18 protein-coding genes are annotated in these 21,826 nt (G+C 70.8%); 10 read left to right on the top strand and 8 right to left on the bottom strand.

Features of this window, described 5'->3' with window-relative positions:
- Positions 1-68 precede the first annotated feature (68 nt).
- Together HS109_10075 and HS109_10070 are read left to right on the top strand one after the other, a co-directional pair.
- The gene (locus HS109_10075; protein ID MBE7522716.1) at positions 69-2,492 is read left to right on the top strand and encodes a hypothetical protein; all 2,424 of its coding nucleotides are present in this window, start codon (positions 69-71) and stop codon (positions 2,490-2,492) included.
- Positions 2,493-2,518: 26 nt separating this feature from the next.
- Positions 2,519-2,986 (top strand): hypothetical protein, encoded by a 468-nt coding sequence (locus HS109_10070; protein ID MBE7522715.1) that lies wholly within the window; start codon positions 2,519-2,521, stop codon positions 2,984-2,986.
- Positions 2,987-3,221: 235 nt separating this feature from the next.
- Here HS109_10070 and HS109_10065 read toward each other — a convergent pair whose 3' ends face one another.
- Complete coding sequence (locus HS109_10065) at positions 3,222-3,773, bottom strand: phasin family protein (GenBank protein MBE7522714.1); 552 nt, start codon at positions 3,771-3,773, stop codon at positions 3,222-3,224.
- Between the two features lie 254 nt (positions 3,774-4,027).
- Between HS109_10065 and phaR the strand changes: the two genes are divergently transcribed.
- The 5 genes from phaR (at position 4,028) to HS109_10040 (ending at position 12,556) form a co-directional block, all read left to right on the top strand.
- Positions 4,028-4,597, top strand: a complete 570-nt coding sequence (phaR, locus tag HS109_10060; protein ID MBE7522713.1) for a polyhydroxyalkanoate synthesis repressor PhaR — start codon at positions 4,028-4,030, stop codon at positions 4,595-4,597.
- A 70-nt stretch (positions 4,598-4,667) separates the two neighbouring features.
- Positions 4,668-6,062 carry a 30S ribosomal protein S12 methylthiotransferase RimO gene (gene rimO, locus HS109_10055; protein ID MBE7522712.1) on the top strand — a complete coding sequence of 465 codons (1,395 nt, stop codon included), beginning with the start codon at positions 4,668-4,670 and terminating at the stop codon, positions 6,060-6,062.
- Positions 6,063-6,189: 127 nt separating this feature from the next.
- The gene (locus HS109_10050; protein ID MBE7522711.1) at positions 6,190-7,884 is read left to right on the top strand and encodes an efflux RND transporter periplasmic adaptor subunit; all 1,695 of its coding nucleotides are present in this window, start codon (positions 6,190-6,192) and stop codon (positions 7,882-7,884) included.
- A 15-nt stretch (positions 7,885-7,899) separates the two neighbouring features.
- Entirely contained in the window at positions 7,900-11,091 is a 3,192-nt protein-coding gene (locus HS109_10045; protein MBE7522710.1) for a multidrug efflux RND transporter permease subunit, read from the top strand.
- A 1-nt stretch (position 11,092) separates the two neighbouring features.
- Positions 11,093-12,556 (top strand): efflux transporter outer membrane subunit, encoded by a 1,464-nt coding sequence (locus tag HS109_10040; GenBank protein MBE7522709.1) that lies wholly within the window; start codon positions 11,093-11,095, stop codon positions 12,554-12,556.
- 111 nt (positions 12,557-12,667) lie between these two features.
- Here the strand turns inward: HS109_10040 and HS109_10035 are convergent, their stop codons facing one another.
- From HS109_10035 to HS109_10010, 6 genes are all read right to left on the bottom strand, one after another.
- Positions 12,668-13,279 carry a membrane integrity-associated transporter subunit PqiC gene (locus HS109_10035; protein ID MBE7522708.1) on the bottom strand — a complete coding sequence of 204 codons (612 nt, stop codon included), beginning with the start codon at positions 13,277-13,279 and terminating at the stop codon, positions 12,668-12,670.
- Positions 13,276-14,361 (bottom strand): MCE family protein, encoded by a 1,086-nt coding sequence (locus HS109_10030; protein MBE7522707.1) that lies wholly within the window; start codon positions 14,359-14,361, stop codon positions 13,276-13,278. Before HS109_10030 ends, HS109_10035 begins: the two co-directional genes overlap by 4 nt.
- Before the next feature lie 145 nt (positions 14,362-14,506).
- On the bottom strand, positions 14,507-15,316 hold the full coding sequence (locus HS109_10025; GenBank protein MBE7522706.1) for an ATP-binding cassette domain-containing protein: 810 nt from the start codon (positions 15,314-15,316) through the stop codon (positions 14,507-14,509).
- Positions 15,317-15,321: 5 nt separating this feature from the next.
- A complete protein-coding gene (locus HS109_10020; GenBank protein MBE7522705.1) occupies positions 15,322-16,434 on the bottom strand; it encodes an MlaE family lipid ABC transporter permease subunit in 1,113 nt (370 codons plus the stop codon).
- Positions 16,435-16,444: 10 nt separating this feature from the next.
- Complete coding sequence (locus HS109_10015; protein MBE7522704.1) at positions 16,445-16,897, bottom strand: hypothetical protein; 453 nt, start codon at positions 16,895-16,897, stop codon at positions 16,445-16,447.
- Positions 16,894-17,745 (bottom strand): amino acid ABC transporter substrate-binding protein, encoded by an 852-nt coding sequence (locus HS109_10010; protein MBE7522703.1) that lies wholly within the window; start codon positions 17,743-17,745, stop codon positions 16,894-16,896. Before HS109_10010 ends, HS109_10015 begins: the two co-directional genes overlap by 4 nt.
- Positions 17,746-17,901: 156 nt before the next feature.
- Between HS109_10010 and HS109_10005 the strand changes: the two genes are divergently transcribed.
- The gene (locus tag HS109_10005; protein ID MBE7522702.1) at positions 17,902-18,777 is read left to right on the top strand and encodes an amino acid ABC transporter substrate-binding protein; all 876 of its coding nucleotides are present in this window, start codon (positions 17,902-17,904) and stop codon (positions 18,775-18,777) included.
- Between the two features lie 11 nt (positions 18,778-18,788).
- A complete protein-coding gene (locus tag HS109_10000; GenBank protein MBE7522701.1) occupies positions 18,789-19,235 on the top strand; it encodes a glycine zipper 2TM domain-containing protein in 447 nt (148 codons plus the stop codon).
- A gap of 107 nt (positions 19,236-19,342) precedes the next feature.
- Here HS109_10000 and HS109_09995 read toward each other — a convergent pair whose 3' ends face one another.
- Entirely contained in the window at positions 19,343-20,032 is a 690-nt protein-coding gene (locus HS109_09995) for a GntR family transcriptional regulator (GenBank protein MBE7522700.1), read from the bottom strand.
- A 263-nt stretch (positions 20,033-20,295) separates the two neighbouring features.
- Here HS109_09995 and xdhA point away from each other — a divergent pair, with 263 nt between their 5' ends.
- Complete coding sequence (gene xdhA / locus HS109_09990; protein ID MBE7522699.1) at positions 20,296-21,825, top strand: xanthine dehydrogenase small subunit; 1,530 nt, start codon at positions 20,296-20,298, stop codon at positions 21,823-21,825.
- The last annotated feature ends 1 nt before the right edge of the window (position 21,826 follow it).

Below are 21,826 nucleotides of genomic sequence, written 5' to 3'. Positions count from 1 at the left end.
CGTCGAATCGCGACGATGCGGAACCCTCGGGCGCACCGCCGTATCCGATCATCAGGAGGGAATCGAACGTGACGCCAGACCCGAGGCCAGTAGCCACGATCGCGCTGTCGCTCCTCGCGGCGATGCCGCTGTTCGCGCAGCAGCCGGCACCCGGCCAGTCCGCAGCGCCCGCCACCGCGGCCGCAGCCCCCGAATGGCCGCACACGGTCACGACCGCGAACGGCACCGCGACCGTCTACCAGCCGCAGGTGATCTCGTGGCCGGAACGCCGGACGCTCAACACGCGCGGCGTCGTCGGCGTGACACCGGCGGGCGCGAAGCAGGCGACGCTCGGCACGGTCGAGATGGCATTCTCGACCGACGTCGACCTCGCCGGACGGACCGTCGTGCTGACCGAGCCGCGCCTCGTGTCCGCGCGCTTTCCGGCGCTCGACGCCGCGCGAAGCGCACAGTTGGAGCAACGGATCCGCGAGATCGCGACCGGACTCGGCGTGAAGCGCGTGCCGCTCGCCCTGGTCACGAAGAGCCTCGCCGAGCAGGCGGACAAGCCGCCCGCGATCGCCATCGACAACACGCCGCCCAGGATCTTCGCGAGCGCGCGGCCCGCGAGCCTCGTCGTCTACGACGGCGAACCGGTGCTCGCGCCGATCCCGGGCACGGCGCTCTCGTTCGTCGTGAACACCAACTGGGACGTGTTCCGCGACGCCGGAAGCGCGACCTGGTTCCTCCTCGTCAACGGCGGATGGCTCGCCGCTCCCGACGCGAAGGGTCCTTGGGCTCCGGCAGGCACGCTGCCCGCAGCGTTCGCCGCGCTGCCGGCGAACGAGAATTTCCGCGACGTGAAGGCGCAGATCCCCGGACGGCGCTACGGCCCGGCCGACGCACCGACGGTGTTCACGTCGACCACGCCCGCGGCGATCATCGTCACGCAGGGTCCGCCGCAGTGGACGGCGATTCCCGGCACCTCGCTCCAGTACGCGGCGAACAGCGACGCGGCGCTGTTCCGCGACCTGACGCAGGGCGGCAAGCTCTACTACCTCGTGTCGGGCCGCTGGTTCTCGGCGGCCACGCTCGCGGGACCGTGGACCTACGCGACGCCGTTGCTGCCGACCGACTTCGCGCGCATTCCGGCGGACGGCCCGCGCGGCTTCGTGCTGGTGTCGGTGCCGGGCACGCCGCAGGCGCAGGAGTCGCTGCTCGAAGCGCAACTGCCGCAGCAGGCGACGCTCGCGCGCGATTCCGCGAAGCTCGCCGTCTACTACGCCGGCGATCCGGTGTTCGCGCCGATTCCCGGCACCTCGCTCTACCGCGCGACCAACACGTCGTTCGTCGTCGTGCGCGACGGCGCGAGCTACTACTCGTGCTACCAGGGCGCGTGGTTCGTCGCGGCCGGGGCGAACGGCCCCTGGGTCCTCGCAGAGACGGTGCCCGGCGCGATCTACGCGATCCCGCCGTCGAGCCCGGTCTATCCGTGCACCTACGTGAAGGTGGTGTCCTCGACGCCGACGAGCGTGACCTACGCCTACACCTCCGGCTACACGATGAGCTACGTCTCCGCGGGCGTCGTCGTCTACGGGACCGGCTACTACTACCCGCCGTACCTGTATCCGGCGGTCGTGCCGATCTACTACCCGTATCCGTACAGCTACGCGGGCGCCACCTACTACAACCCGGCGACCGGCGCGTGGGCGCACGGCGGCGCGATCTACGGCCCCTGGGGCGGCGCGGCCAGGGGCGGCACCTACTACAACCCGACGACCGGGACCTGGGCCCGCGGTGGCGAGATCTACGGTCCGAACGGCGGCGCGGGCGCGTTCTCCGCGTACAACCCGACGACCGGCAGCTACGCGCACGGCAGCGCCGTGTGGGGGCCGGACGGCGCGTCGGGCAACGCGAGCTGGTACAACGCGAACACCGGACGCTCGGGTTCGACCAACCAGAACAGCAACGCGTACGGGCACTGGGGCTCGTCGACCGTCTCGGGCCCGAACCAGACGGTCCACACGCAGAGCCAGGGCGACTCGCGCGGCAACGTCGGCTCGTTCACGTCGTCGTCGGGCGCGCGCGGCGCGGGTTTCTCCGGCGCCGGTGGCAACAAGGGAGGCGTCGTGCAGGGTTCGGGCGGCGACGTCTACGCGGGCGCCGACGGCAACGTCTACAAGAAGACCGACAGCGGCTGGGAGAAGTACACGGGAACCGGCGGCAGCGGCACCTGGCAGCCGGTGCAGCCGGGACAGAACGCGCAAGCTTCGCGTTCGAACGCGTCGTCGCAGAACCTCTCCGGCGCGACGCAGGGCAGCGCGTCGCGGCAGGGCAACCTGTCCGGCGAGACCGAGCGCGGCGGCGCGGAGCGCCAGTCGTTCCAGGGACAAAGCCAGCTCGAGCACGACCGCTCGGCCCGGCTCGGCGGTGAACGCAGCTACCGGCAGTTCGGAGCGATGCGTGGCGGCAGCGGATTCCAGGGACGCGGCGGCGGCGGATTCCGCCGCTGATGCCAGCCCCTCACTCGGAGGACACCATGAACCGGTCTCGCAGTCTTCGTCTCGCCGTCGGGGCGGGCATCGCCTTCCTCGCAGTCTCCGGCATCGCGGAGGCGCAGTGGGTGATGCTGGCGCGCCACGTGGTCGGGCGCGTCGAGTCGATGTCGCAGCAATCGAAGGCTCCGGGCAGCGCGAGCTACGACACCGCGACCGTGGTGCTCGAAGCCGCTCCCGCCAAGGTCTACGACGCGGTCGTGCGGCACGTGCGCGCGCGCACCGACCTCACGATGACGCAGAACGATCCGTCGTCGATGGTCGTGCAGTTCACCAACGGCGAGCAGATCGCCGGCGTCAAGGTCAACCCGATGGGCGACAACCTGTCGCAGCTCCTCATCACCTCCGCGCACACCGCGGCGCAGCCGAATGCGGCGGATCTCGTCGTCGACGGCGTTCTGCGCGTGTGCGGCGAGTTGAAGGTCGAGTGCGCGCGGCCCGGGCCGCGCTGATCAAAGGGGTCAGACTCGATTGAAACTCCGAGAACGCATGCCCACGACAAGCAGGCCGGCACGGCCGTGTGTCCAGGGCGGATCGGCAGAGCATCAATCGAGTCTGACCCCATTGATGCACGAAGGCGGCCATCGGCCGCCTTCGTGCATTGCGTTCCCGCGACGTCACCCCTGCCGTGACGGGCCCGGCGACTCTGGGGGTGCGCCGGAACCCGCCCCGGGGGGCGATGCCGAGTTACGCGTACTTGCGGCCCTTGCCCTTGGCGGCAGCCTGGGTCGCGTTGGCGGCGGCAGCGCGGACGCTCGCGTCGGCGAGGTTCACGACCTGCTTGGTCGCCTTCTGGAACTGGTCGAACGCGGCCGTCGAGGCGGCGAACGTCGACTTGAGCGCGTTGACGGCGACGTCAGAGCCGGCCGGGGCCGACTTGCTCGCCTTGTCGACGAACGCGGCGACGCCCTTGGTGTAGCTCGCCCACGACTCTTCGGCGATCGACGAGTACTCGGCCTGCGCTTCCGACGCGAGGTCGTACAAGGTGCGCGAGTACGACAGCGCGGTCTGGACGCCCGACTCGGCGTACTTCGCGCGGATCGCGAACAGCTCCTGCACGTCCTTCACCGACGCGGCGGCCTGCGCGCCTTCGACGCCCTGCGCGAGCGCGATCTTGGCAGCGTTGAGGTTGAGCTTGAAGAGCTTCTCGGCGTTGTCGATCGAGAGCGCGGCCAGCTTGGTCGCGTTGGCGACGTTGACCTTGTTGAATTCGGCGAACTGCTCGGTGGCGTTGACCATGATTTCCTCGCTTGGGGTGACCGTGTGGGGACGACGGGTTCGGTTATGTGCCGCGCCCCGGAGGCCGGTGCCCGTTTCCGGGTCTTCCGGCGGCCGGTTTGCTGCACCGCACAAACCGAGTATAGGGACGGGAAACGCCCAAGTCAAGACTTTTTTTGTGCGACGCACCAAAGCCGCGCCGACACCCGGTCAACGCCGATCAAACGGCCGCCGAATCAACGGGTTATAATGCTCACCCCCCTCTGGAGGCGGCGATGAGCGCTCCGATCCGCACGATCAAGAAATACCCGAACCGCCGCCTCTACGACACGGCCAACAGCGGCTACATCACGCTCGCCGACGTGAAGCAGATGGTGCTCGAGCAGATCGACTTCCAGGTCATCGACGCGAAGTCGGGCGAGGATCTGACGCGCGCGATCCTCCTGCAGATCATCCTCGAGGAGGAATCGGGCGGGGTGCCGATGTTCAGTTCCGAGATGCTGACGCAGATGATCCGCTTCTACGGCACCGCGCAGCAGACGATGATGGGCCAGTACATGGAGCAGAACGTCAAGGCGTTCCTCGCGATCCAGAAGAAGCTCCAGGACCAGGCGAAGCAGGTCTACGGCGACAAGATGATGCTGACGCCCGACCTGTGGAAGCAGTTCATGCAGATGCAGGCCCCGGCGATGCAGGGCATGCTCGGCAACTACCTCGAGCAGAGCGCGAAGCTCTTCATGGACATGCAGCAGCGCATGCAGGACCAGACGCGCGGCATGTTCTCGTCGTTCCCGTTCCCCGGGTTCCCGCAGCCGTCGGGCGCCGACGACGACCGGAAGCGCTAGCCGCTGCGTCGTTGTCGGCTTGTGCGCCGCGGTTGTTGCGGCGCACGCGAACGTCTCCTCGCACCGCACCATGAGCGCGCCCCGCGCCCGCCCGCCCGCGCCGCCGCGCGTCGGCTTCGTGTCGCTCGGCTGTCCGAAGGCGCTCGTCGACAGCGAGCAGATCCTCACCGGACTCCGCGCCGAGGGCTACGCGATCGCGCCGACCTACGAGGGCGCCGACCTCGTCGTCGTCAACACCTGCGGCTTCATCGACTCGGCGGTCGCGGAATCGCTGGACGCCATCGGCGAGGCGCTCGCCGAGAACGGCAAGGTGATCGTCACCGGCTGCCTCGGTGCGAAGGACGGCGGCGCCTTCGTCCGCGAAGCGCACCCGAAGGTGCTCGCGGTCACCGGCCCGCAGGCGACCGCGGAAGTGCTCGGCGCGGTCCACGCGCACCTGCCGCGCCCGCACGACCCCTACACCGACCTCGTGCCGCCGCAGGGCATCCGGCTCACGCCGACGCACTACGCGTACCTCAAGATCAGCGAGGGCTGCAACCACCGCTGCACCTTCTGCATCATCCCGTCGATGCGCGGCGACCTCGTGTCGCGGCCGATCGGCGAGGTGCTCGCCGAGGCGCGCCACCTCTTGCGCGCGGGCGTGAAGGAACTCCTCGTCATCTCGCAGGACACGAGCGCCTACGGCGCCGACGTACGCTACCGCACCGGCTTTGTCGACGGCCGCCCGGTGCGCACGCGCATGACCGAACTCGCGCGCGAACTCGACCGGCTCGCGCGCGACCACGGCGCGTGGGTGCGCCTGCACTACGTCTATCCCTACCCGCACGTCGACGAGGTCATCGACCTTATGGCCGACGACCCGTCGAAAGGAGGGCTCGTCGCCTACCTCGACGTGCCGTTCCAGCACGCGAGCCCGCGCATCCTCAAGCAGATGAAACGTCCGGCCGCGCCCGAGCGCGTGCTCGAACGGGTGCGCGCGTGGCGGCGGGCGAAGCCCCAGCTCGCGATCCGCAGCACCTTCATCGCGGGTTTCCCCGGGGAGACCGCCGCCGAGTTCGACGAACTGCTGGCGTTCCTCGACGAGGCGAAGCTCGACCGCGTCGGCTGCTTCGCGTACTCGCCGGTCGAGGGCGCCGCCGCGAATGCATTGCCCGATCCGGTCGACGCGGGCGAACGCGAGGCGCGGCGCGCACGGTTCATGGAGAAGCAGGCCGCGATCAGCGCCGAGCGCCTCGCGGCGAAGGTCGGCCGCACGCTCGACGTGCTCGTCGACCGCATCGAAACCGCCGGCCGCGGCAAGGCGAAGCGCACGGTCGCGGTCGGCCGGACCGCCGGCGACGCGCCCGAGATCGACGGTGTCGTGCGCATCCGGGACGGCGCGGGACTCGCCCCCGGGACGTTCGCGCGGGTCGTGGTCACCGCGTCCGACGCGCACGACCTCGACGCGCGCCTCGCGGCGCGCTGACGCGGGCGAGTCGCCCCGCCGATCCGGCGACGCCGTCATCCGGCAACGGCTGCACGCGGCGCCCGTCCCCGCCTATAATCGCGCGGTCCGGCAGGCGGCGCATGCGCGCGTCGCGTGGAGGTTTGCGATGGCGTCGCGAGGGTCGTTCGCAGGGAAAACCGCGAAAGCGTTCGCGGCCATCGCCGTGCTCGGCATCGTCGCGGGCTGCGGACGGCAGCCCGCGCCCCCGGCGCCGCCCGCGGTCACGCAGGTCACCACGGTCACGGTCGCCGCGCGCGACGTGCCGGTCGTCCCCGAGTTCGTCGCGCAGACGCAGAGCTCCCAGTCGGTCAACATCCAGGCCCGCGTGTCGGGCTTCCTCGACAAGCGCGTCTACACCGAGGGAGCCATCGTCAAGGCGGGGCAGACGCTCTTCCTGATGGACCCGAAGCCGTTCCAGGCGCAGGTCGACGGCGCGCAGGCCGCGCTGTCCCGCCAGCAGGCCGCCTACGACGTCGCGAACGCCAACCTGAAGCGCGTTCAGCCGCTGGTCGAGCAGAACGCGCTGTCGCAGAAGGACCTCGACGACGCGAAGGGCCAGTTCGAGCAGGCCGGCGCCGCGGTCGAGCAGGCGAAATCGCAGCTCGAGGAGGCGAAGCTCAACCTCTCGTACACGACGATCACCTCGCCGGTCGACGGCATCACGAGCAACGCGGCGGTCGCCGACGGCACCTACGTCAACGCGCAGAACTCGCAGCTCACGACGGTGGCGGTGCTCTCGCCGATGTGGGTGAACTTCAGCGTCTCGGAGAACGAAATGGCGCGGATCCGGCGCGAGCAACGCTCCGGACAGTTGAAACTGCCGGAGGCGCAGGCGTTCGAGGCGGAGATCATCCTCGTCGACGGCACGGTGTTCCCGTTCACGGGACGCATCACCTTCACCGATCCGTCGTTCAACCCGCAGACCGGCACCTTCCTCGTGCGGATCTCCGTGCCCAACCCGAAGGGCTTGCTCCGCCCGAACCAGTACGTGCGCGTGCGCATCAAGGGCGCGACGCGGCCCGGCGCGATCGTCGTGCCGCAGCGCGCGGTGCAGCAGGGCGCGCGGGGCCATTTCGTCTGGGTCGTCGACAAGGACGGCAAGGCGCAGTCGCGACCGGTCGAGGTCGGCGACTGGCTCGGCGACGACTGGGTGATCCCGCAGGGACTCGCCGCCGGCGACGTCGTGATCGTCGAAGGCACGCTGCGGCTGCAGCCCGGCTCGCCGGTGAAGGCGGCGCCGTACGTGCCGCCGCGCGAGGCGCCGGCGGCCGGTGGCGCCGCAGTCGCGCCGTCTCCGGCCGCGGAAACCGCTGGCGCGAAGGCCGCCGCCACGGCGTCGGCGCCGGCCGCGACCGGAGCACCCGCTCCTTCTGCCGCGCCGCTGTCGCCTGCGCCGGCGTCCGCGCCTTCCACCACGCAACCGCGCGCTTCGTCGCCCGCGAGCGCGGGCGCGGTCACGTCCGCCGCGGGCGCGACGTCGTCCGGCGCCGCGGCCGCCGCGAGCGTGTTCTTCGAAACCGGAAGCGCGACGCTCGACGCGACCGCGCGCGGCATGTTGTCGCGCCTCGCCGCGAAGCTCGCCGCAGGCGGTCCGCGCGTCGCGATCGCCGGCTACACCGACCGCACCGGCGACTACGAGGCCAACGTCGCGCTCGCGAAGAACCGCGCCGTCGCGGTGCGCGACGCGCTCGCCACCGCCGGCGCGCCCGAGGCACGCATCGTCATGCGCCCCCCGGAGAACGTCATCGGCGATGGCACCGCACCGATGGCGCGCCGCGTCGACCTCTTCTTCGTCGACTAGGCACGACCACCGCGCATGTTCTCGCGCTTCTTCATCGAGCGGCCGATCTTCGCGACGGTCGTCGCGATCCTGCTGGTGATGGCGGGCGCCATCGCGATGCTGTTCCTGCCGGTCCAGCAGTACCCGACGATCACGCCGGTCCAGGTCACGGTGCAGGCGACCTATCCGGGCGCGGACTCGAAGACGCTCGCCGACTCGGTCGCCGCGCCGATCGAGGCCCAGATCAACGGCGTCGACAACATGCTCTACATGTCGTCGTCGAGTTCGTCGAACGGACAGCTGATCCTCACCGTCTACTTCTCGCTCGACACCGATCCCGACATCGCGCAGGTGCAGGTGCAAAACCGGGTGAACCTCGCGCTGCCGCAGCTCCCGACCGCGGTGACCCAGCTCGGCGTGTCGGTCCAGAAGAAGTCGTCGTCGATCATGATGCTGATCGCGGTCTACCCGAAGGGCGGCCGCTACTCGGGCGACTTCGTCGCGAACTACGCCAACGTCTACGTGCTCGACGCGATCAAGCGCGTCAAGGGCGCCGGACAGGCCAACATCATGGGCGTCGCCGACCAGGCGATGCGCATCTGGATGAACCCGGACCGCATGGCCTCGCTCGGCATCACGACGAGCGACATCGCCAACGCGGTCAACGCGCAGAACGCGCTGTTCGGCGCGGGCCAGGTCGGCGCGCAACCGACCGCGAGTCCGGTCGACCTGACGGTGCCGGTCGTCACCCAGCCGCCGTTCACCGACCCGAAGCAGTACGAGAACATCATCCTCCGCGCGAGCCAGGACGGCAGCGCGATCGTGCGGCTCGGGGACGTCGCGCGCGCCGAGGTGGGCCTCAAGCAGTACCTGGTCGATTCGCGCCTGAACGACGTCCCGGCGACCTTCATCGCGGTCTACCTGCAGCCGGGCGCGAACGGCCTCCAGGTCTCCGACGCGGTCCGCAAGACGCTCGCGGAGATGAGGACGCGCTTTCCCGAGGGCATCGACTACACGATCGCGCTCGACACCAACGACTTCGTCCGGATCTCGATCGAGGAGGTCATCAAGACGCTGTTCGAGGCGCTGGCGCTCGTGGTGCTGATCGTCTACCTGTTCCTGCAGAGCTTCCGCACGACGGTCATCTGCGCGGTGGCGATCCTGGTGTCGCTGGTGGCCACGTTCGCCGGCATGCTGGCGCTCGGTTTCTCGATCAACCTGCTCACGCTGTTCGGCCTCGTGCTCGCGATCGGCATGGTCGTCGACGACGCGATCGTCGTGGTCGAGAACGTCGAGCGCAACATGGCCGAGCACCACCTCGCGCCGAAGGAGGCGACGATCCGCTCGATGGAGGAGATCGGCACTTCGCTCGTCGCGGTGGTGCTGGTGATGGCGTCGGTGTTCGTTCCCGCGGCGTTCCTCCCGGGCTCGACCGGGCAGCTCTACAAGCAGTTCGCGATCACGATCGTCGTCTCGGTGGCGGTGTCGGGCTTCGTCGCGCTGACGCTCACGCCGGCGATGTGCGCGCTGATGCTCGAGCATCAGCCTCCGCGCGACCGCGGCTTCTTCGGCTGGTTCAACCGGCAGGTCGACCGCGTCACCGCCGCGTTCGGGCATGCGGTCGAGTTCATGATCGCGCGGATGCTCGTCGCGTTCGCGCTGCTCGCGGTGTTCCTCTACGCGATCTGGCACTTCTTCCACATCCTGCCCACCGCGTTCGTGCCGCAGGAGGACCAGGGCTACGGGATGGCGGCGGTGATGATGCCGACCTCGTCGTCGATGGAGCGCACGCAGGCGGTGATGGACGAGGTCAACGCCTCGCTCGCGAAGATTCCCGGCGTCGAGTACCGCGCGTCGGTGACCGGCTACAGCCTGATCGACGCCGGCCTCCAGACCAACTCCGGCACGGTGTTCATCACCTTCAAGCCGTTCGACGAGCGCTACGCGTCGCTCGCGACGACGAAGGAGCAGAACGCCCGCGCGATCCTGACGACGCTCTTCCGCGACGTCTCGGGCCTGACGAGCGGACTCGTGCTGCCGATCGCGCCGCCGTCGATTCCCGGCCTCGGCACCACCGGCGGGTTCGAGTTCTGGATCCAGGACACCGGCGCGGGCGACCCGACGCACCTGGGCGAAGTGCTGCAGGAGTTCCTCGCGAAGGCGCGGACGCGTCCTGAACTCACCGGGCTGGCGTCGACCTTCCGGCCGAACGTGCAGCAGCTCCGCACGACCGTCAACCGCGACAAGGCGACGCTCCTCGGCGTGCCGATCCAGGACGTCTACAGCGCGGTGCAGGCGCAGTTCGGCTCGCTCACCGCGAGCCAGTTCAACCAGTTCAGCCGCGTCTGGTGGGTCGTGCTGCAATCCGACGCGCGCTACCGCCAGGTGCCCGGCGACCTGACGCGCCTGTACACGCGCTCGGAGTCGGGCAAGATGATCCCGCTCTCGGCGCTCGTCGACGTCTCCTGGACCTCGGGGCCCGACATGCTGCCGCGCTTCAACGGCTTCCCCGCGGCCAAGGTCATCGGCAGCAACACCGCGGCGTTCAGTTCCGGCGACGCGATCGAGGCGATGGAGGAGGTCGCGCGGGAGACGCTGCCGCCCGGCTACACGTTCGCGTGGTCCGGCGTCGCGTTCGACGAGAAGCAGTCGGGGGGCACCTCGTCGATCGCGTTCCTGTTCGGCCTCATCATCGTGTTCCTCGTGCTCTCGGCGCAGTACGAGTCCTGGTCGCTGCCCGGCGCGGTGATGACCGCGGTGCCGTTCGGCATCTTGGGCGCGCTCGTGTTCGCGTGGCTGCGCGGCCTCAACAACGACGTCTACTTCCAGATCGGGCTCCTCGTGCTGATCGGGCTCGGCGCCAAGAACGCGGTGCTGCGCGTGACCGCCGCGGTCGAGTTCCGCCAGCAGGGCAAGTCGATCATGGAGGCGACGATCCTCGCGGGCGAGCAGCGGCTGCGGCCGATCATCATGACCTCGCTCGCGTTCGCGGTCGGCGTGCTGCCGCTCGCGCTCGCCGCCGGCGCGGGCGCGAACGCGCGCCATTCGATCGGCACCGGCATCATCGGCGGCATGTTGGGCGAGACGACGCTCGCGATGCTCTACGTCCCGCTGTTCTTCTACCTCTTCGACCAGATGAAGGAGCGCCGCGAGAAGCGCGGGGCGCCCTCCGGCGAGGACGCGCCATCGGAGCGGTCCGCCGGCGACAGCGCGCGCGCGGACGACTGACGTGCGACGACGCCTCGCCCTCGCCGCCTGCGCGCTCGTCGCCGCGTGCACCGTCGGCCCGGACTACCGCAAGCCGGAGGTGGACTCGCCCGCGCGGTTCCAATACCAGCCCGACGAGGTCGCCGACACCGCGAACACCGCGTGGTGGCGGCAGTTCGGCGACCCGGTGCTCGATGCGCTGATCGACGAGGCGCTCGCGAACAACCGCAACGTGAAGGTGGCCACGGCGAACGTCGAGCAGGCGGCGGCGGTCTTCACGCAGGCGCGCTCGTCGCTGTTCCCGCAGGTCGGCTACGGCGTCGACGCCGGGCGCGCGCGCCAGAGCGAGTCCGGCCTGCGCCCGGAGGTGGCCGCCGCGCTCCGCAACCCGGCATCCGCCTACCAGGCCGCGCTGTCGGTGAGCTGGGAAATCGATCTCTGGGGGCGCATCCGGCGCGAGAGCGAGGCGGCGCGCGCGAACCTGCTCGCCACGGCCGAGGCGCGGCGCGGCGTCGTGCTCTCGCTCGTCGCCGGCGTCGCGACCAACTACCTGCAACTGCGCGGGCTCGACGGCCAGCTCGAGGTCGCGAAGAAGACGCTCGGCGTCTACGCGGAGTCGGTCAAGCTTTTCCAACTGCAGTTCAAGTACGGTCAGGTCTCGCAGATGACGGTGGCGCAGGCGCAGTCGCAGTACGAGACCGCGGCCGCGCAGATCCCGCAGATCGAGACGCAGATCGCGCAGACCGAGGACGCGCTCGCGATCCTCGTCGGCCGCAATCCCGGCCCGATCGCGCGCGGCAAGGCCATCGACCAGCTCGCGTCCCCCGCGGTTCCCGCGGGGCTCCCCTCATCGCTCCTCGAGCGCCGGCCCGACCTCGCGCAATCCGAGCAGCAGCTCGTCGCGGCCAACGCCCAGATCGGCGCGGCGAAGGCGCTCTACTTTCCGCGCATCACGCTGACCGGCGCGCTCGGTTTCGCGAGCCCTGAACTCTCCGATCTGTTCAAGGGACCGTCGCGCATCTGGAGCTACGCGGGGCAGCTCGCGGGTCCGATCTTCACCTTCGGCGCCGTGAGCGGCCAGGTCGCGCAGGCCGAGGCCGCGCAGCGCGCGGCGCTCGAGAGCTACCGGCTCGCGATCCAGAACGCGTTCGGCGACGTCGACAACGCGCTCATCGCGAACGCGAAGGGCCGCGAGCAGGTCGCCGCGCAGCAGCGACTCGTCGCCGCGCTGTCCGACTACACGCGCCTCGCGCGGCTCCAGTACAACGGCGGCTACGCGCCCTACTCGACCGTGCTCCAGGCGGAGCAGGCGCTGTTCCCGGCCGAACTCAACCTCGTCGCGTTCCGCACCGCGCAGCTCAACACGTCGGTCAGCCTCTACAAGGCGATGGGCGGCGGCTGGGTCGATCTCGCCGCGGAGCGCGCGCGCTGGGGCGAGGATCCGCCGGCGGTCGGGAACCCGGCGCCGCCGCAGCCCTGGTTCTGACGCCGCCCGGCGGATCGAAGCGAACGGCGTCCGGCCTCAAGCCGGACCCACGCATGACCCGAGACGCTTCGCCTTCCTCGTGGGTCAGACTTCAGTCTGACGGGGTTCGCGTCAGCGCAATGCAGGCTCCGCAGCCATGTCGCGCGCGGCCTCGGCGAGGATGTCGCCCAGCGCGGCGCTCTGCGCGGCCACGTAGGTCGCGGCGGACGGCGCCGTCATCGCGCTGCGCCGGCTGTAGCTGCGCGACCAGATCGGCGCGCCGCTCCCGCCGCTCCGCGACACGTAGAACGTGATCGCGAGTTCCGCCGCGGGCGCCTTCGCGTCGCGGTTGTCGGCGTAGAGCGCGCCGACGAACGCGTCGATCGTGAGGTCGGCCTCCGGCGGCGCGCCGGGCGGGATCACCTTCGCGAACACGCGGGCCTGCGCGAACGAGCGGGCCATCGCCTCGGCGATCATCGCGGAGGGCGCGACCACGTACTGGTGGTAGAAGTCGTTGTCGAAACGCAGGTCGGCTTCGCGCACGACGAACCCGCGGTCGCGGTAGGGCGCGGCGACGGTCACCGTACCGATGCGCGCGGTCCGCGGGCTCATGGCGGGCACCGCGGTCGCGGCCGGCGGCTCGAGCAGATACATCTCCTTGACCGGCGCGGGGCGCGTGATCGAGCACGCGGCGAGCGTCGTCGCGGCGACGGCGAGGAACGCGATTGCGGGCATTCGGCTCATGGCTGGCGTCCCGGCAGCGGTTTCGGGGGTTCGCCGAACAAGAGGTTCGACGGGTAGCGCTTCGCTTCCTCGGTCAGGTCGCGCAGGTTGTCGGTGATCGCGCGCAGGTTCGCGATCGTCGACGCGAGATCCTGCTCGCCGCCGCCGAGGATGCGATCGACGCGCGACATCGTGCTGTTGAGGCGCGCGATCGTCGCCGCGAGCTTCGGATCGGAGACGAGTTCGCGCATGCGCGCGGCCGCGGCCGCCGTGTCCTCGGGCACCTTCCGCCATGCCGGGTCGCCGAGGAGCGCCTTCAGCTCCGCGTTGGTCTGGCGCAGTTCGGCGAGCAGCGCGCCCGCTTCGTCGCCGATCTTCTTCGCGTCGACGCCGGCGAGCGTGCTGTCGATGCGGGCGAGCGTCGTGTCCGCCCGGTCGAGCGCCTTCGACGCGCGGTCGGACAGGCCCTTCGTGTCGATCGCGGCGATGCGTTCGTTCGTCGTCGTCAGCAGGCGATTGATGTTCGTGAACGTGCCCTCGAGGTCGAGGCGCTGGAGTTTCTCGAGGATGTCGGAGGCGGCGTTGACGAACTGCGCCACCGTCGACGGCGCGCTCGGGATGTACAGGTTGCGGGGCGTCCACGACACCGGCAGGAGCGGCGGCGGCGGATCGACGTAGTCGAGTTCGAGGAACGAGGTGCCGGTGATGCCCTGCGGCGTGAGCCGGATGCGCAGTCCGCGCTCGATCTCCAGTTTGGCGTTGACCGGGTCGGTCATGTCGCCCGCCGCGGCGCGCCCGCCGACGAGCCGGGGCTGGATCTGCGCCTCGACCAGCACGAAGCGCGCGCGCTGGGCCATCGGCAGGTCCTGCTGATAGACGACGTAGGTGAACGAGATCTTCGTCACCTCGCCGATCGCGACGCCCTTGAACTTGATCTTCGAGCCGATGTCGAGGCCCTGCACCGACTCGTTGAAGTAGGTCTCGATGGTGATCTTGCGTTCGAACCAGCGACCGGAACCGATCACGAGCAGCACGACGATGCCCGCGACGACCGCGCCGATCACGAACAGGCCCAGCTTGAAGTAGTTCGCCTTCTGGCTCAAACGACCTCCCCCAGGCTAGCGCGCTTCGCGCGCGTCGCGCCCCCCCTCCGCAGGGCGGAGGGGGCACGGCGCCCGCGGTTCGACCTCGGGGCGGCCCGTCGGTCGGCGGGCGCCGGGTGGCCCCCCGAAGCGCGCTGCGCGCGGTTCATGCCGCCGCCTTCTCGGGTTCGCGGCGCAGGAACGCCCGCACGCGCGGATCGGGCGAGGCGTCGCGCAGTTCGCGCGGATCGCCCTCGGCGATGATGCCGCGCGCCTTCTTGTCGAGCAGCACGATGCGATCGATCGCCGCGAACACCGAGGGCAGGTCGTGCGTGATGATCACGAAGGTCATGCCGAGGCTCTCGGCCAGACGCCGGATCGTGGCGTCGAGCGTCGCCGAGGTGATCGGGTCGAGGCCCGACGACGGTTCGTCGAGGAACAGGATCGGCGGATCGAGCGCCATCGCGCGCGCGATGCCCGCGCGCTTCTGCATTCCTCCGGAGATTTCGGACGGCAGGTGCCCGGTGAACGCGTCGAGCCCCACCTGCGCGAGCTTCATCCGCGCGAGCAGGTTCATCGCATCGTCCGGCAGCTCGGTGTAGACCTCGATCGGCAGGCGCACGTTCTCGAGCAGCGTCATCGAGCCGAACAGCGCGCCCGACTGGTACATCACGCCGAACCGCCGGCGGATGCGCTCGAGTTCCGGCCCGTCCGCACCGACGATGTCCTCGCCTCCGAAGGTCACGCTGCCGGAGACCGGCGGCACCAGTCCGATCATGTGCTTGAGGATCGTGCTCTTCCCGCCTCCCGACCCGCCGAGGATGCCGAACACCTCGCCCGCGCGCACCGAGAAGTTGACGTCGTCGAGGAACGCCGTGCCGTCGTAGCCCGCGTAGAGCTTCGTGACCTCGATCAGCACTTCGCCGGGTTCGCGGCGTTTCGGTCCGGCGGCGGCGAGCGGATCGGAGGTCGCCATGGTCGTCAGAGGTCGAGGATGTAGAGCGCGACGGCGAAGATGCCGTCGACCACCACCAGCAGGATGATGCCCGAGACCACGGCGCGCGTGGCGGATTCTCCGACCGCGGAGGCCCCCGCGGCGGTCTGCAGGCCGCGCAGGCATCCGATGCCGGCGACGAGGATCGCGAACACGAACGACTTCACGAACCCGGCCATGAAGTCGGTGAAGGTCACCGCGCTCTCGACCTCGGTCATGAAGGTCACCACCGGGATCGAGAACGTCGTCATCGTGATCGCGCCGCCGACGAGACCGATCAGCATCGAGAACAGCGTGAGGAGCGGAGTCATGAGGATCGCGGCGACGATGCGCGGCGTCACCAGGAAACGCACCGGGTCGAGGCCCATCGTCGTGATCGCGTCGACTTCCTGGTTGACGCGCATCGTGCCGATCTCGGCGGCGAACGCGGCGCCGGAGCGGCCGGCGAGCAGGATCGCCGTCATCAGCGGCCCGAGTTCGCGCAGCATCGACAGGCCGATCAGGTCGGCGACGAAGATCTCGGCGCCGAAACGCTTCATCGGCACCGCCGACTGGAACGCGAGGATCATGCCGAGCAGGAAGCTGATCAGCGCGACGATCGGCAGCGCGTCCGCGCCGACGCGTTCGCAGACGTGCCAGACGTCCTTCCACCGCACCGAGCGCGGATGCCAGAGCGCGTGCCACAGCGCCCCGGTCAGTTCGCCCACGAAGGTGACCAGTTGCGCGATGTCGCGCCACGCCGCCCAGGCGGCGCGGCCGAGTTCCTCGATCGCGGGTCGTCGCTTCGCCTCCGGATCGAGGTCCTTCGCGAGCCGCGCGGGATCGAACTGCCGGAACAGCGCCTCGAACGGCGGCTTGAGGTTCGCGACCTCGACCGGCGCGCCGCGTTCCTGGGCCACGAGGTCGATCAGGAGCGCGACTCCGGCGTTGTCGCAGTAGTCGACGTTCGCGGCGTCGACGGTCACCGGGCGCCCGGCCGCCTCCCTGAGCGCGCGATGCGCCTCGCCCCACAGCGAGCGCACCGTTTCCGCTTCGAGCCGTCCGTCCAGCGCGACGACGCGCCGCCCGTCGGGGAGGTCGCGGATCGCGAGGGCGGCCACGGCTGTCCCGTCAGGGCTGGATCAGCTCGAGTTGCGTGCCGAAGACGCGCACGCGGTCGCCGACCCGGAACGGCGGATCGTAGGACATCGACACGGTGCGCGGAGGACCGCCGGCGTCCATCTTCACCGTCAGGTCATAGCGCGTCTGCGCGTATTCCTCGGGCCGCCGCGCGTAGCTCCCGCCGCCCGCCGAGCCCAGCAGCACCATGCCCTGGTTCTTGAGATCGCGGCCGACCTGGTAGGTCGCCGTCACGCGGCCCGGCGCGAACGTCTCGTCGCCCGACGTCGTCGTGCCCGGCGCGGTGCTGCCGAGCGGCGTCCAGGTGCTCCTCGACGTGGACTGCCGGATGTCGGCGATCGTGCCGCAGTGGTCGCAGCGTTCCGGCGCCTGCGCTTCCGCGCCCGGCGCCATGGCGGCGAGCGAGGCCGCGACGCCCATCCGCATCACCTGGCGAAAGCTCATGGGGGAAGGGTGTTGAGATAGAACATCGCGTGGAGCATCGGCCCCGGCCGCCCGAGCAGCCCGAACCAGCGCTGGAAGATCGGGTCGATACCGCCGCTGCGGTAGAGCTCGACGACCGCGCGGTTGACCGCGAGCCGGAAGTCCGGGTCGTCGCGGCGCATCACCAGACCGTAGGGCTCGTACGAGATGTCGCTCGGCAGGAAGTCGGTGCCGGTTCCGCCGGTCGCTTGCGAGCGCATCGTCGTGAGCGCGATGCGGTCGCCTGCGAGGCCGTCGACCTTGCCCGATTCGAGGAGGAGGATGCCTGCGCCGTAGGATTCGATCGGCACGATGATCGCGGGCGAGGCGATCGCGGTGAGCGTTCGCGTCAGCGCCAGCTCGGTGGTCGTGCCCGGTATGACCGCGACCCGCTTCCCCCGGAGATCGGCGAGGCGCACGAGCTTCGAGGTGTCGCGCACGAGGACCGCGCCGCCGTCGACGTAGATCGGCACGCTGAAGTCGACGTTCGCCATGCGCGAGAGCGAGATCGTCGTCATGCCGCATTCGAGGTCGACCTCGCCGCGCGCGACCGCCTCGAGTCGCGTCGCAGCGGTCAGCGGGCGCCAGTCGAGCCTCGGCGTCGCAACGCCCGCCGCCTTGCCGATCTCCACCGCGGCGCGCTCGCACAATTCGACCGAGTAGCCGCGCACGCGACCTTCGCGGTCCTTGAACGAGAACGGCGCCGCGTCGGCGCGGTAGCCCATCACGATGGTGCCCGACGACTTGATGCGGTCGAGCGTCGGCCCGGCGAACGCGGGCGGCGCCAGCGCCAAGGCGGCGAAGAGTCCGGAAACGAGCAGGGCGCGCATGTCGAAACGGTCGATCGTCCGGTGGCCGGGACGTGGATCGAGTGTAGCACCCCGCCTGCGCGAGCGAGGCGAACGCGGGGCACCGCACGGCGATTGCGCTACCATGTCGGCCTCGCGCACGACGATGCGCCCTCTCATCCGCGTCAGGAGACCTCCGTGAAACCGTCGCCCGCCCGCTTCGCCGCCACGACCGCCGCGTTCGCCGCCCTGCTGTGCGCCGCCGCGGTGCAGGCGCAGGCCCTGCCCGACACGCTCGGCAAGATCAAGGCCGCCGGCGAGATCAACGTCGCCTACTCGCCCGACTCGATCCCGTTCTCGGCCCAGGGCGCCGACGGCAAGCCCGCCGGCTATTCGATCGACCTGTGCAACAAGGTGATCGCGGCGATCGGGCGCTCGGTCGGCAACCCGAACCTCAAGGTCAACTGGACGCCGGGCACGGTGTCGGAGCGGCTCGCCGCGGTCAGCGCCGGCCGGGCCGACCTCGAATGCGCCAACACGTCGGCGACGCTCTCGCGCATGCAGCACGTCGACTTCAGCAACCTGTCGTTCGTCGATGCGGGCGGCTTCCTCGTCCGCGCCGACGGCCCGATCCAGAGCATCGCCGACATGATGGGCAAGAAGATCGCGGTGATCGGCGGGACCACGACCGAGCAGCGGCTCCATGCGACGCTGAAGGACCGCAAGGTCCAGGCCGGCGTCGTGGCGGTGCGCGACGCGAACGAAGGCGCGCAACTCCTCGAGACCAGGCAGGTCGACGCGTTCGCCGGCGACAAGATCAAGCTGATCGGCATCGCCGTGACCGCGAAGGACCCCGCGTTGTTCTCGCTCTTGGTCGCCGACTTCTCGATCGAGCCCTACGCGTTCGCGCTGCCGCGCGGCGACTCGGCGCTGCGCCTCGTCGTCAACCGCGAACTGACGCGCGTGTACGTCTCGGGCGAGATCGAGGAGATCTTCGCGCGCTGGCTCGGCAAGCTCGGCCGCCCGAGCGGGATGCTGGCCGCGATGTACGTGCTGAACGCGGTGCCCGACTGAACGGAGCGGCCATGACCATCGACAGCATCCTGAGGCGCAGCTCGACCGCGCTCGTCGCGCTCGCAGCGCTCGCGCTCGCGGCCTGCGCACCGCAACCCGCGTTCCAGGTGACCGATGTCCCGTCGACGCGCATCGGCACGGTCGAATCGGTGCAGCAGGTCGTCGCGAGCAACGACACCTCCGGCTTGGGCGCCATCGGCGGCGCGTTGATCGGCGGCGGGCTCGGGAGCCTCATCGGCGGAGGCACCGGCCGCACCGTCGCGACGGTCGTCGGCGCGGTCGGCGGCGCCTATGCCGGCAACCAGATCGAGGCGCGCAATCCGCGCATGGTCTGGCAGATCGCGGTTCGCTACGACGACGGCAGCTTCGCGACGATCCGGCAGGAGGCGACGCCGATCGTGCGTCCCGGCGACCGTGTCCGCGTCAACCCCAACGGCCTCGAACTGATCGGCCGGTAGCCCGCTGGTGGCATCGACGAAGGCCGGGCGCGCGCGCAGCACGCCGCGTCCGGCAAGCGCCGCGAGGCAGGGCGCCCGCTTCGCGGCGGGCGCCGCATCCGCCCCGGTCAGCGGGCGTCCGGCCCGAGCATCTGCGCGAGCGATTGCGCCGCCGCCGTGCCGTCGAGCGCGAGTCGCCGCTCCAGTTCATCGACGTGCGAGGCCATGAGCCGGGCGACGCGTTTCGCGTCGCGGCGCACGATGGCACCGAGGAGCGCCCCGTGCCCGGCGTGGTCGCGCGGGAGCCCGGCGCGCTCGTAGAGCGCGATCGCGAGCGAGGAATGGAGCACGAGTTCGCGCGCGTAGCGCGCGAGCACCGGGTTGCCCGAGGCGTCGGCCAGCCGATGGTGGAAGGCGAGCGAGAAACGCAGGCCGCGCCGGCGATCGTCTTCGGCGTAGGCCGCGTCCTCGTCGCGCACGAGCTTCCGCAGCGCATCGAGGTCGGCGCGGCGCAGTCGCGCGACCGCGGCCTCGGCGACCGCTGCCTCGACGACGCGCCGAGCCGCGAACACGTGCCGCACGTCGGCCGCGGAAGGCCGGGCGACGACCGCGACCCGTTTCTCGCGCAGCGCGACGACGCCCTCGTGATCGAGGCGGCGCAGCGCCTGCCGGACGATGGTGCGCGACACGCCGAAGAAGTCGCCGAGCGCGAGTTCCTGCAGCTTCGTGCCCGGCGCGAGGCGGCGCTCGAGGATCGCCTGCCGGATGGCCCGGCAGATGCGCGCCTCCGCACCGCCCGCCTGACGTCGTGCCGCCATCGCGCGAGCCTACTCCCGCGGGAGATCGCCGGTCAAACGATCCGGGATACACCGAGGGCGTCATCATGTATGCATGATCGGGCGGAGCCTCCGGCCGGTCGTGCCCCCCCGGCCTCCCGCCCCCGCCGCGCGGCGGCCCGGGCGCGTCGGCGCGCGATGCGGTATGCATTCCCGCGCGCGCGGTTGACAAACCCCCTCCGCGGCGGGAGCATCGCAGGCGACCCCCGGGCGCGCCGCCCGGCCCTTCCGGAACCGCGCCCCCGATGCCCGCCGACGGGACCGACCCGATCCGCCTCGTGCTGAACGGCGAGCGCGTCGACGTCGCGGGACGCTCGCCGCAGACGACGCTGCTCGCGTGGCTGCGCGAGGAACGCTCGCTCACCGGGACCAAGGAAGGCTGCGCCGAAGGCGACTGCGGCGCCTGCACCGTCGTCGTCGCAGGGTCGCGCGGCGACGGCACGCTCGACTGGAAGCCGGTCAACGCCTGCATCCGGCTCCTGCCCTCGCTCGACGGCAAGGCCGTGTTCACGGTCGAGGCGCTGCGCCCGTCCTCCGGGACGCTCCACCCGGTGCAGCAGGCGCTCGTGGAGTGCCACGCCTCGCAGTGCGGCTTCTGCACGCCGGGCTTCGCGATGAGCCTGTTCGGACTGTGGAAGAACGCGCACGCGCCCGAGCGGGAGGCGATCGACGACGCGCTCTCGGGCAACCTGTGCCGGTGCACCGGGTACCGGCCGATCGTCGACGCCGCGCAGCGCATGGGAGCCATCGACGCAAAGGCGTGCGGCGCCCTCGGCTGGCGCGGGCCCGGTGTCGCCGCGGACGGAAGCCGCATCGTCTCCCCGGAGGAACAGCGGCTCGCCGCGGAACTCGACGCGCTCGCACGCGACGCGACGTTCGACTACGAGGGCGCGGGACAGCGCTGGCTCGCCCCGATCGACGCGGACGGTCTCGCCGCGGCCTGCCTCGCGCACCCCGACGCACGCATCGTCGCCGGCGCGACCGATGTCGGCCTGTGGATCACCAAAGAGCACCGGGACCTGGGCACGCTCGTCTCCACCGGCGCGGTCCGCGACCTCGCGACGGTCCGCCGCGACGGGCACTCGATCGAGATCGGCGCGGCGGCGACGCTCGCCGACGCGTTCGAGGCGCTCGACGACGACTACCCCGAACTCCACGAAGCGTGGATGCGGTTCGCCTCTTCGCCGATCCGCAACGCCGGCACGCTCGGCGGCAACGTCGCCAACGGATCGCCGATCGGCGACTCGATGCCCGTGCTGATCGCGCTCCGCGCGTACGTCGTGCTGCGTCGCGGCGAAGCGACGCGCGCGATGCCGGTCGAGGACTACTACCTGGGCTACCAGAAGACCGCGCGCGTTCCCGGGGAGTTCGTGGCGTCGGTGCGCGTGCCGCGCCGGCCCGCGGGGCTCGCGCTCCGCGCCTACAAGCTCTCGAAGCGCTACGACCAGGACATCTCGTCGGTGTTCGCCGCGTTCGCGCTCACGCTCGACGCGGGCCGCGTGACGGCCGCGCGCATCGGTTGCGGCGGCGTCGCGGCGACGCCGAAGCGCGCGTCCTCGGCCGAGGCCGCGCTCGAGGGCAAGCCGTGGGACGAGGCCTCCGCCGAGGCCGCCGCCGTCGCGCTCGAGGCCGAGTTCGCGCCGATCGACGACATGCGGGCCTCCGCGGCGTATCGTCGCCGCGCGCTCGGCAACCTGATGCGCCGCTTCTGGCTCGAGACCGGCGCGAAGACCTCGGCGCCGACGCGGATCGGCGACCTGTCGCCGGTCGAATGAC

This window comes from Burkholderiales bacterium (genome assembly GCA_015075645.1).
GTDB lineage: Bacteria > Pseudomonadota > Gammaproteobacteria > Burkholderiales > Casimicrobiaceae > VBCG01.
This window is presented reverse-complemented; position numbering and strand designations above follow the sequence as displayed.

Coding starts and splice junctions, on each gene's coding strand:
- HS109_10070 (MBE7522715.1), top strand. CDS start 2,519: ATGAACCGGTCTCGCAGTCTTCGTCTCGCCGTCGGGGCGGGCATCGCC.
- HS109_10065 (MBE7522714.1), bottom strand. CDS start 3,773: ATGGTCAACGCCACCGAGCAGTTCGCCGAATTCAACAAGGTCAACGTC.
- phaR (MBE7522713.1), top strand. CDS start 4,028: ATGAGCGCTCCGATCCGCACGATCAAGAAATACCCGAACCGCCGCCTC.
- rimO (MBE7522712.1), top strand. CDS start 4,668: ATGAGCGCGCCCCGCGCCCGCCCGCCCGCGCCGCCGCGCGTCGGCTTC.
- HS109_10050 (MBE7522711.1), top strand. CDS start 6,190: ATGGCGTCGCGAGGGTCGTTCGCAGGGAAAACCGCGAAAGCGTTCGCG.
- HS109_10045 (MBE7522710.1), top strand. CDS start 7,900: ATGTTCTCGCGCTTCTTCATCGAGCGGCCGATCTTCGCGACGGTCGTC.
- HS109_10035 (MBE7522708.1), bottom strand. CDS start 13,279: ATGAGCCGAATGCCCGCAATCGCGTTCCTCGCCGTCGCCGCGACGACG.
- HS109_10025 (MBE7522706.1), bottom strand. CDS start 15,316: ATGGCGACCTCCGATCCGCTCGCCGCCGCCGGACCGAAACGCCGCGAA.
- HS109_10015 (MBE7522704.1), bottom strand. CDS start 16,897: ATGAGCTTTCGCCAGGTGATGCGGATGGGCGTCGCGGCCTCGCTCGCC.
- HS109_10010 (MBE7522703.1), bottom strand. CDS start 17,745: ATGCGCGCCCTGCTCGTTTCCGGACTCTTCGCCGCCTTGGCGCTGGCG.
- HS109_10000 (MBE7522701.1), top strand. CDS start 18,789: ATGACCATCGACAGCATCCTGAGGCGCAGCTCGACCGCGCTCGTCGCG.
- HS109_09995 (MBE7522700.1), bottom strand. CDS start 20,032: ATGGCGGCACGACGTCAGGCGGGCGGTGCGGAGGCGCGCATCTGCCGG.
- xdhA (MBE7522699.1), top strand. CDS start 20,296: ATGCCCGCCGACGGGACCGACCCGATCCGCCTCGTGCTGAACGGCGAG.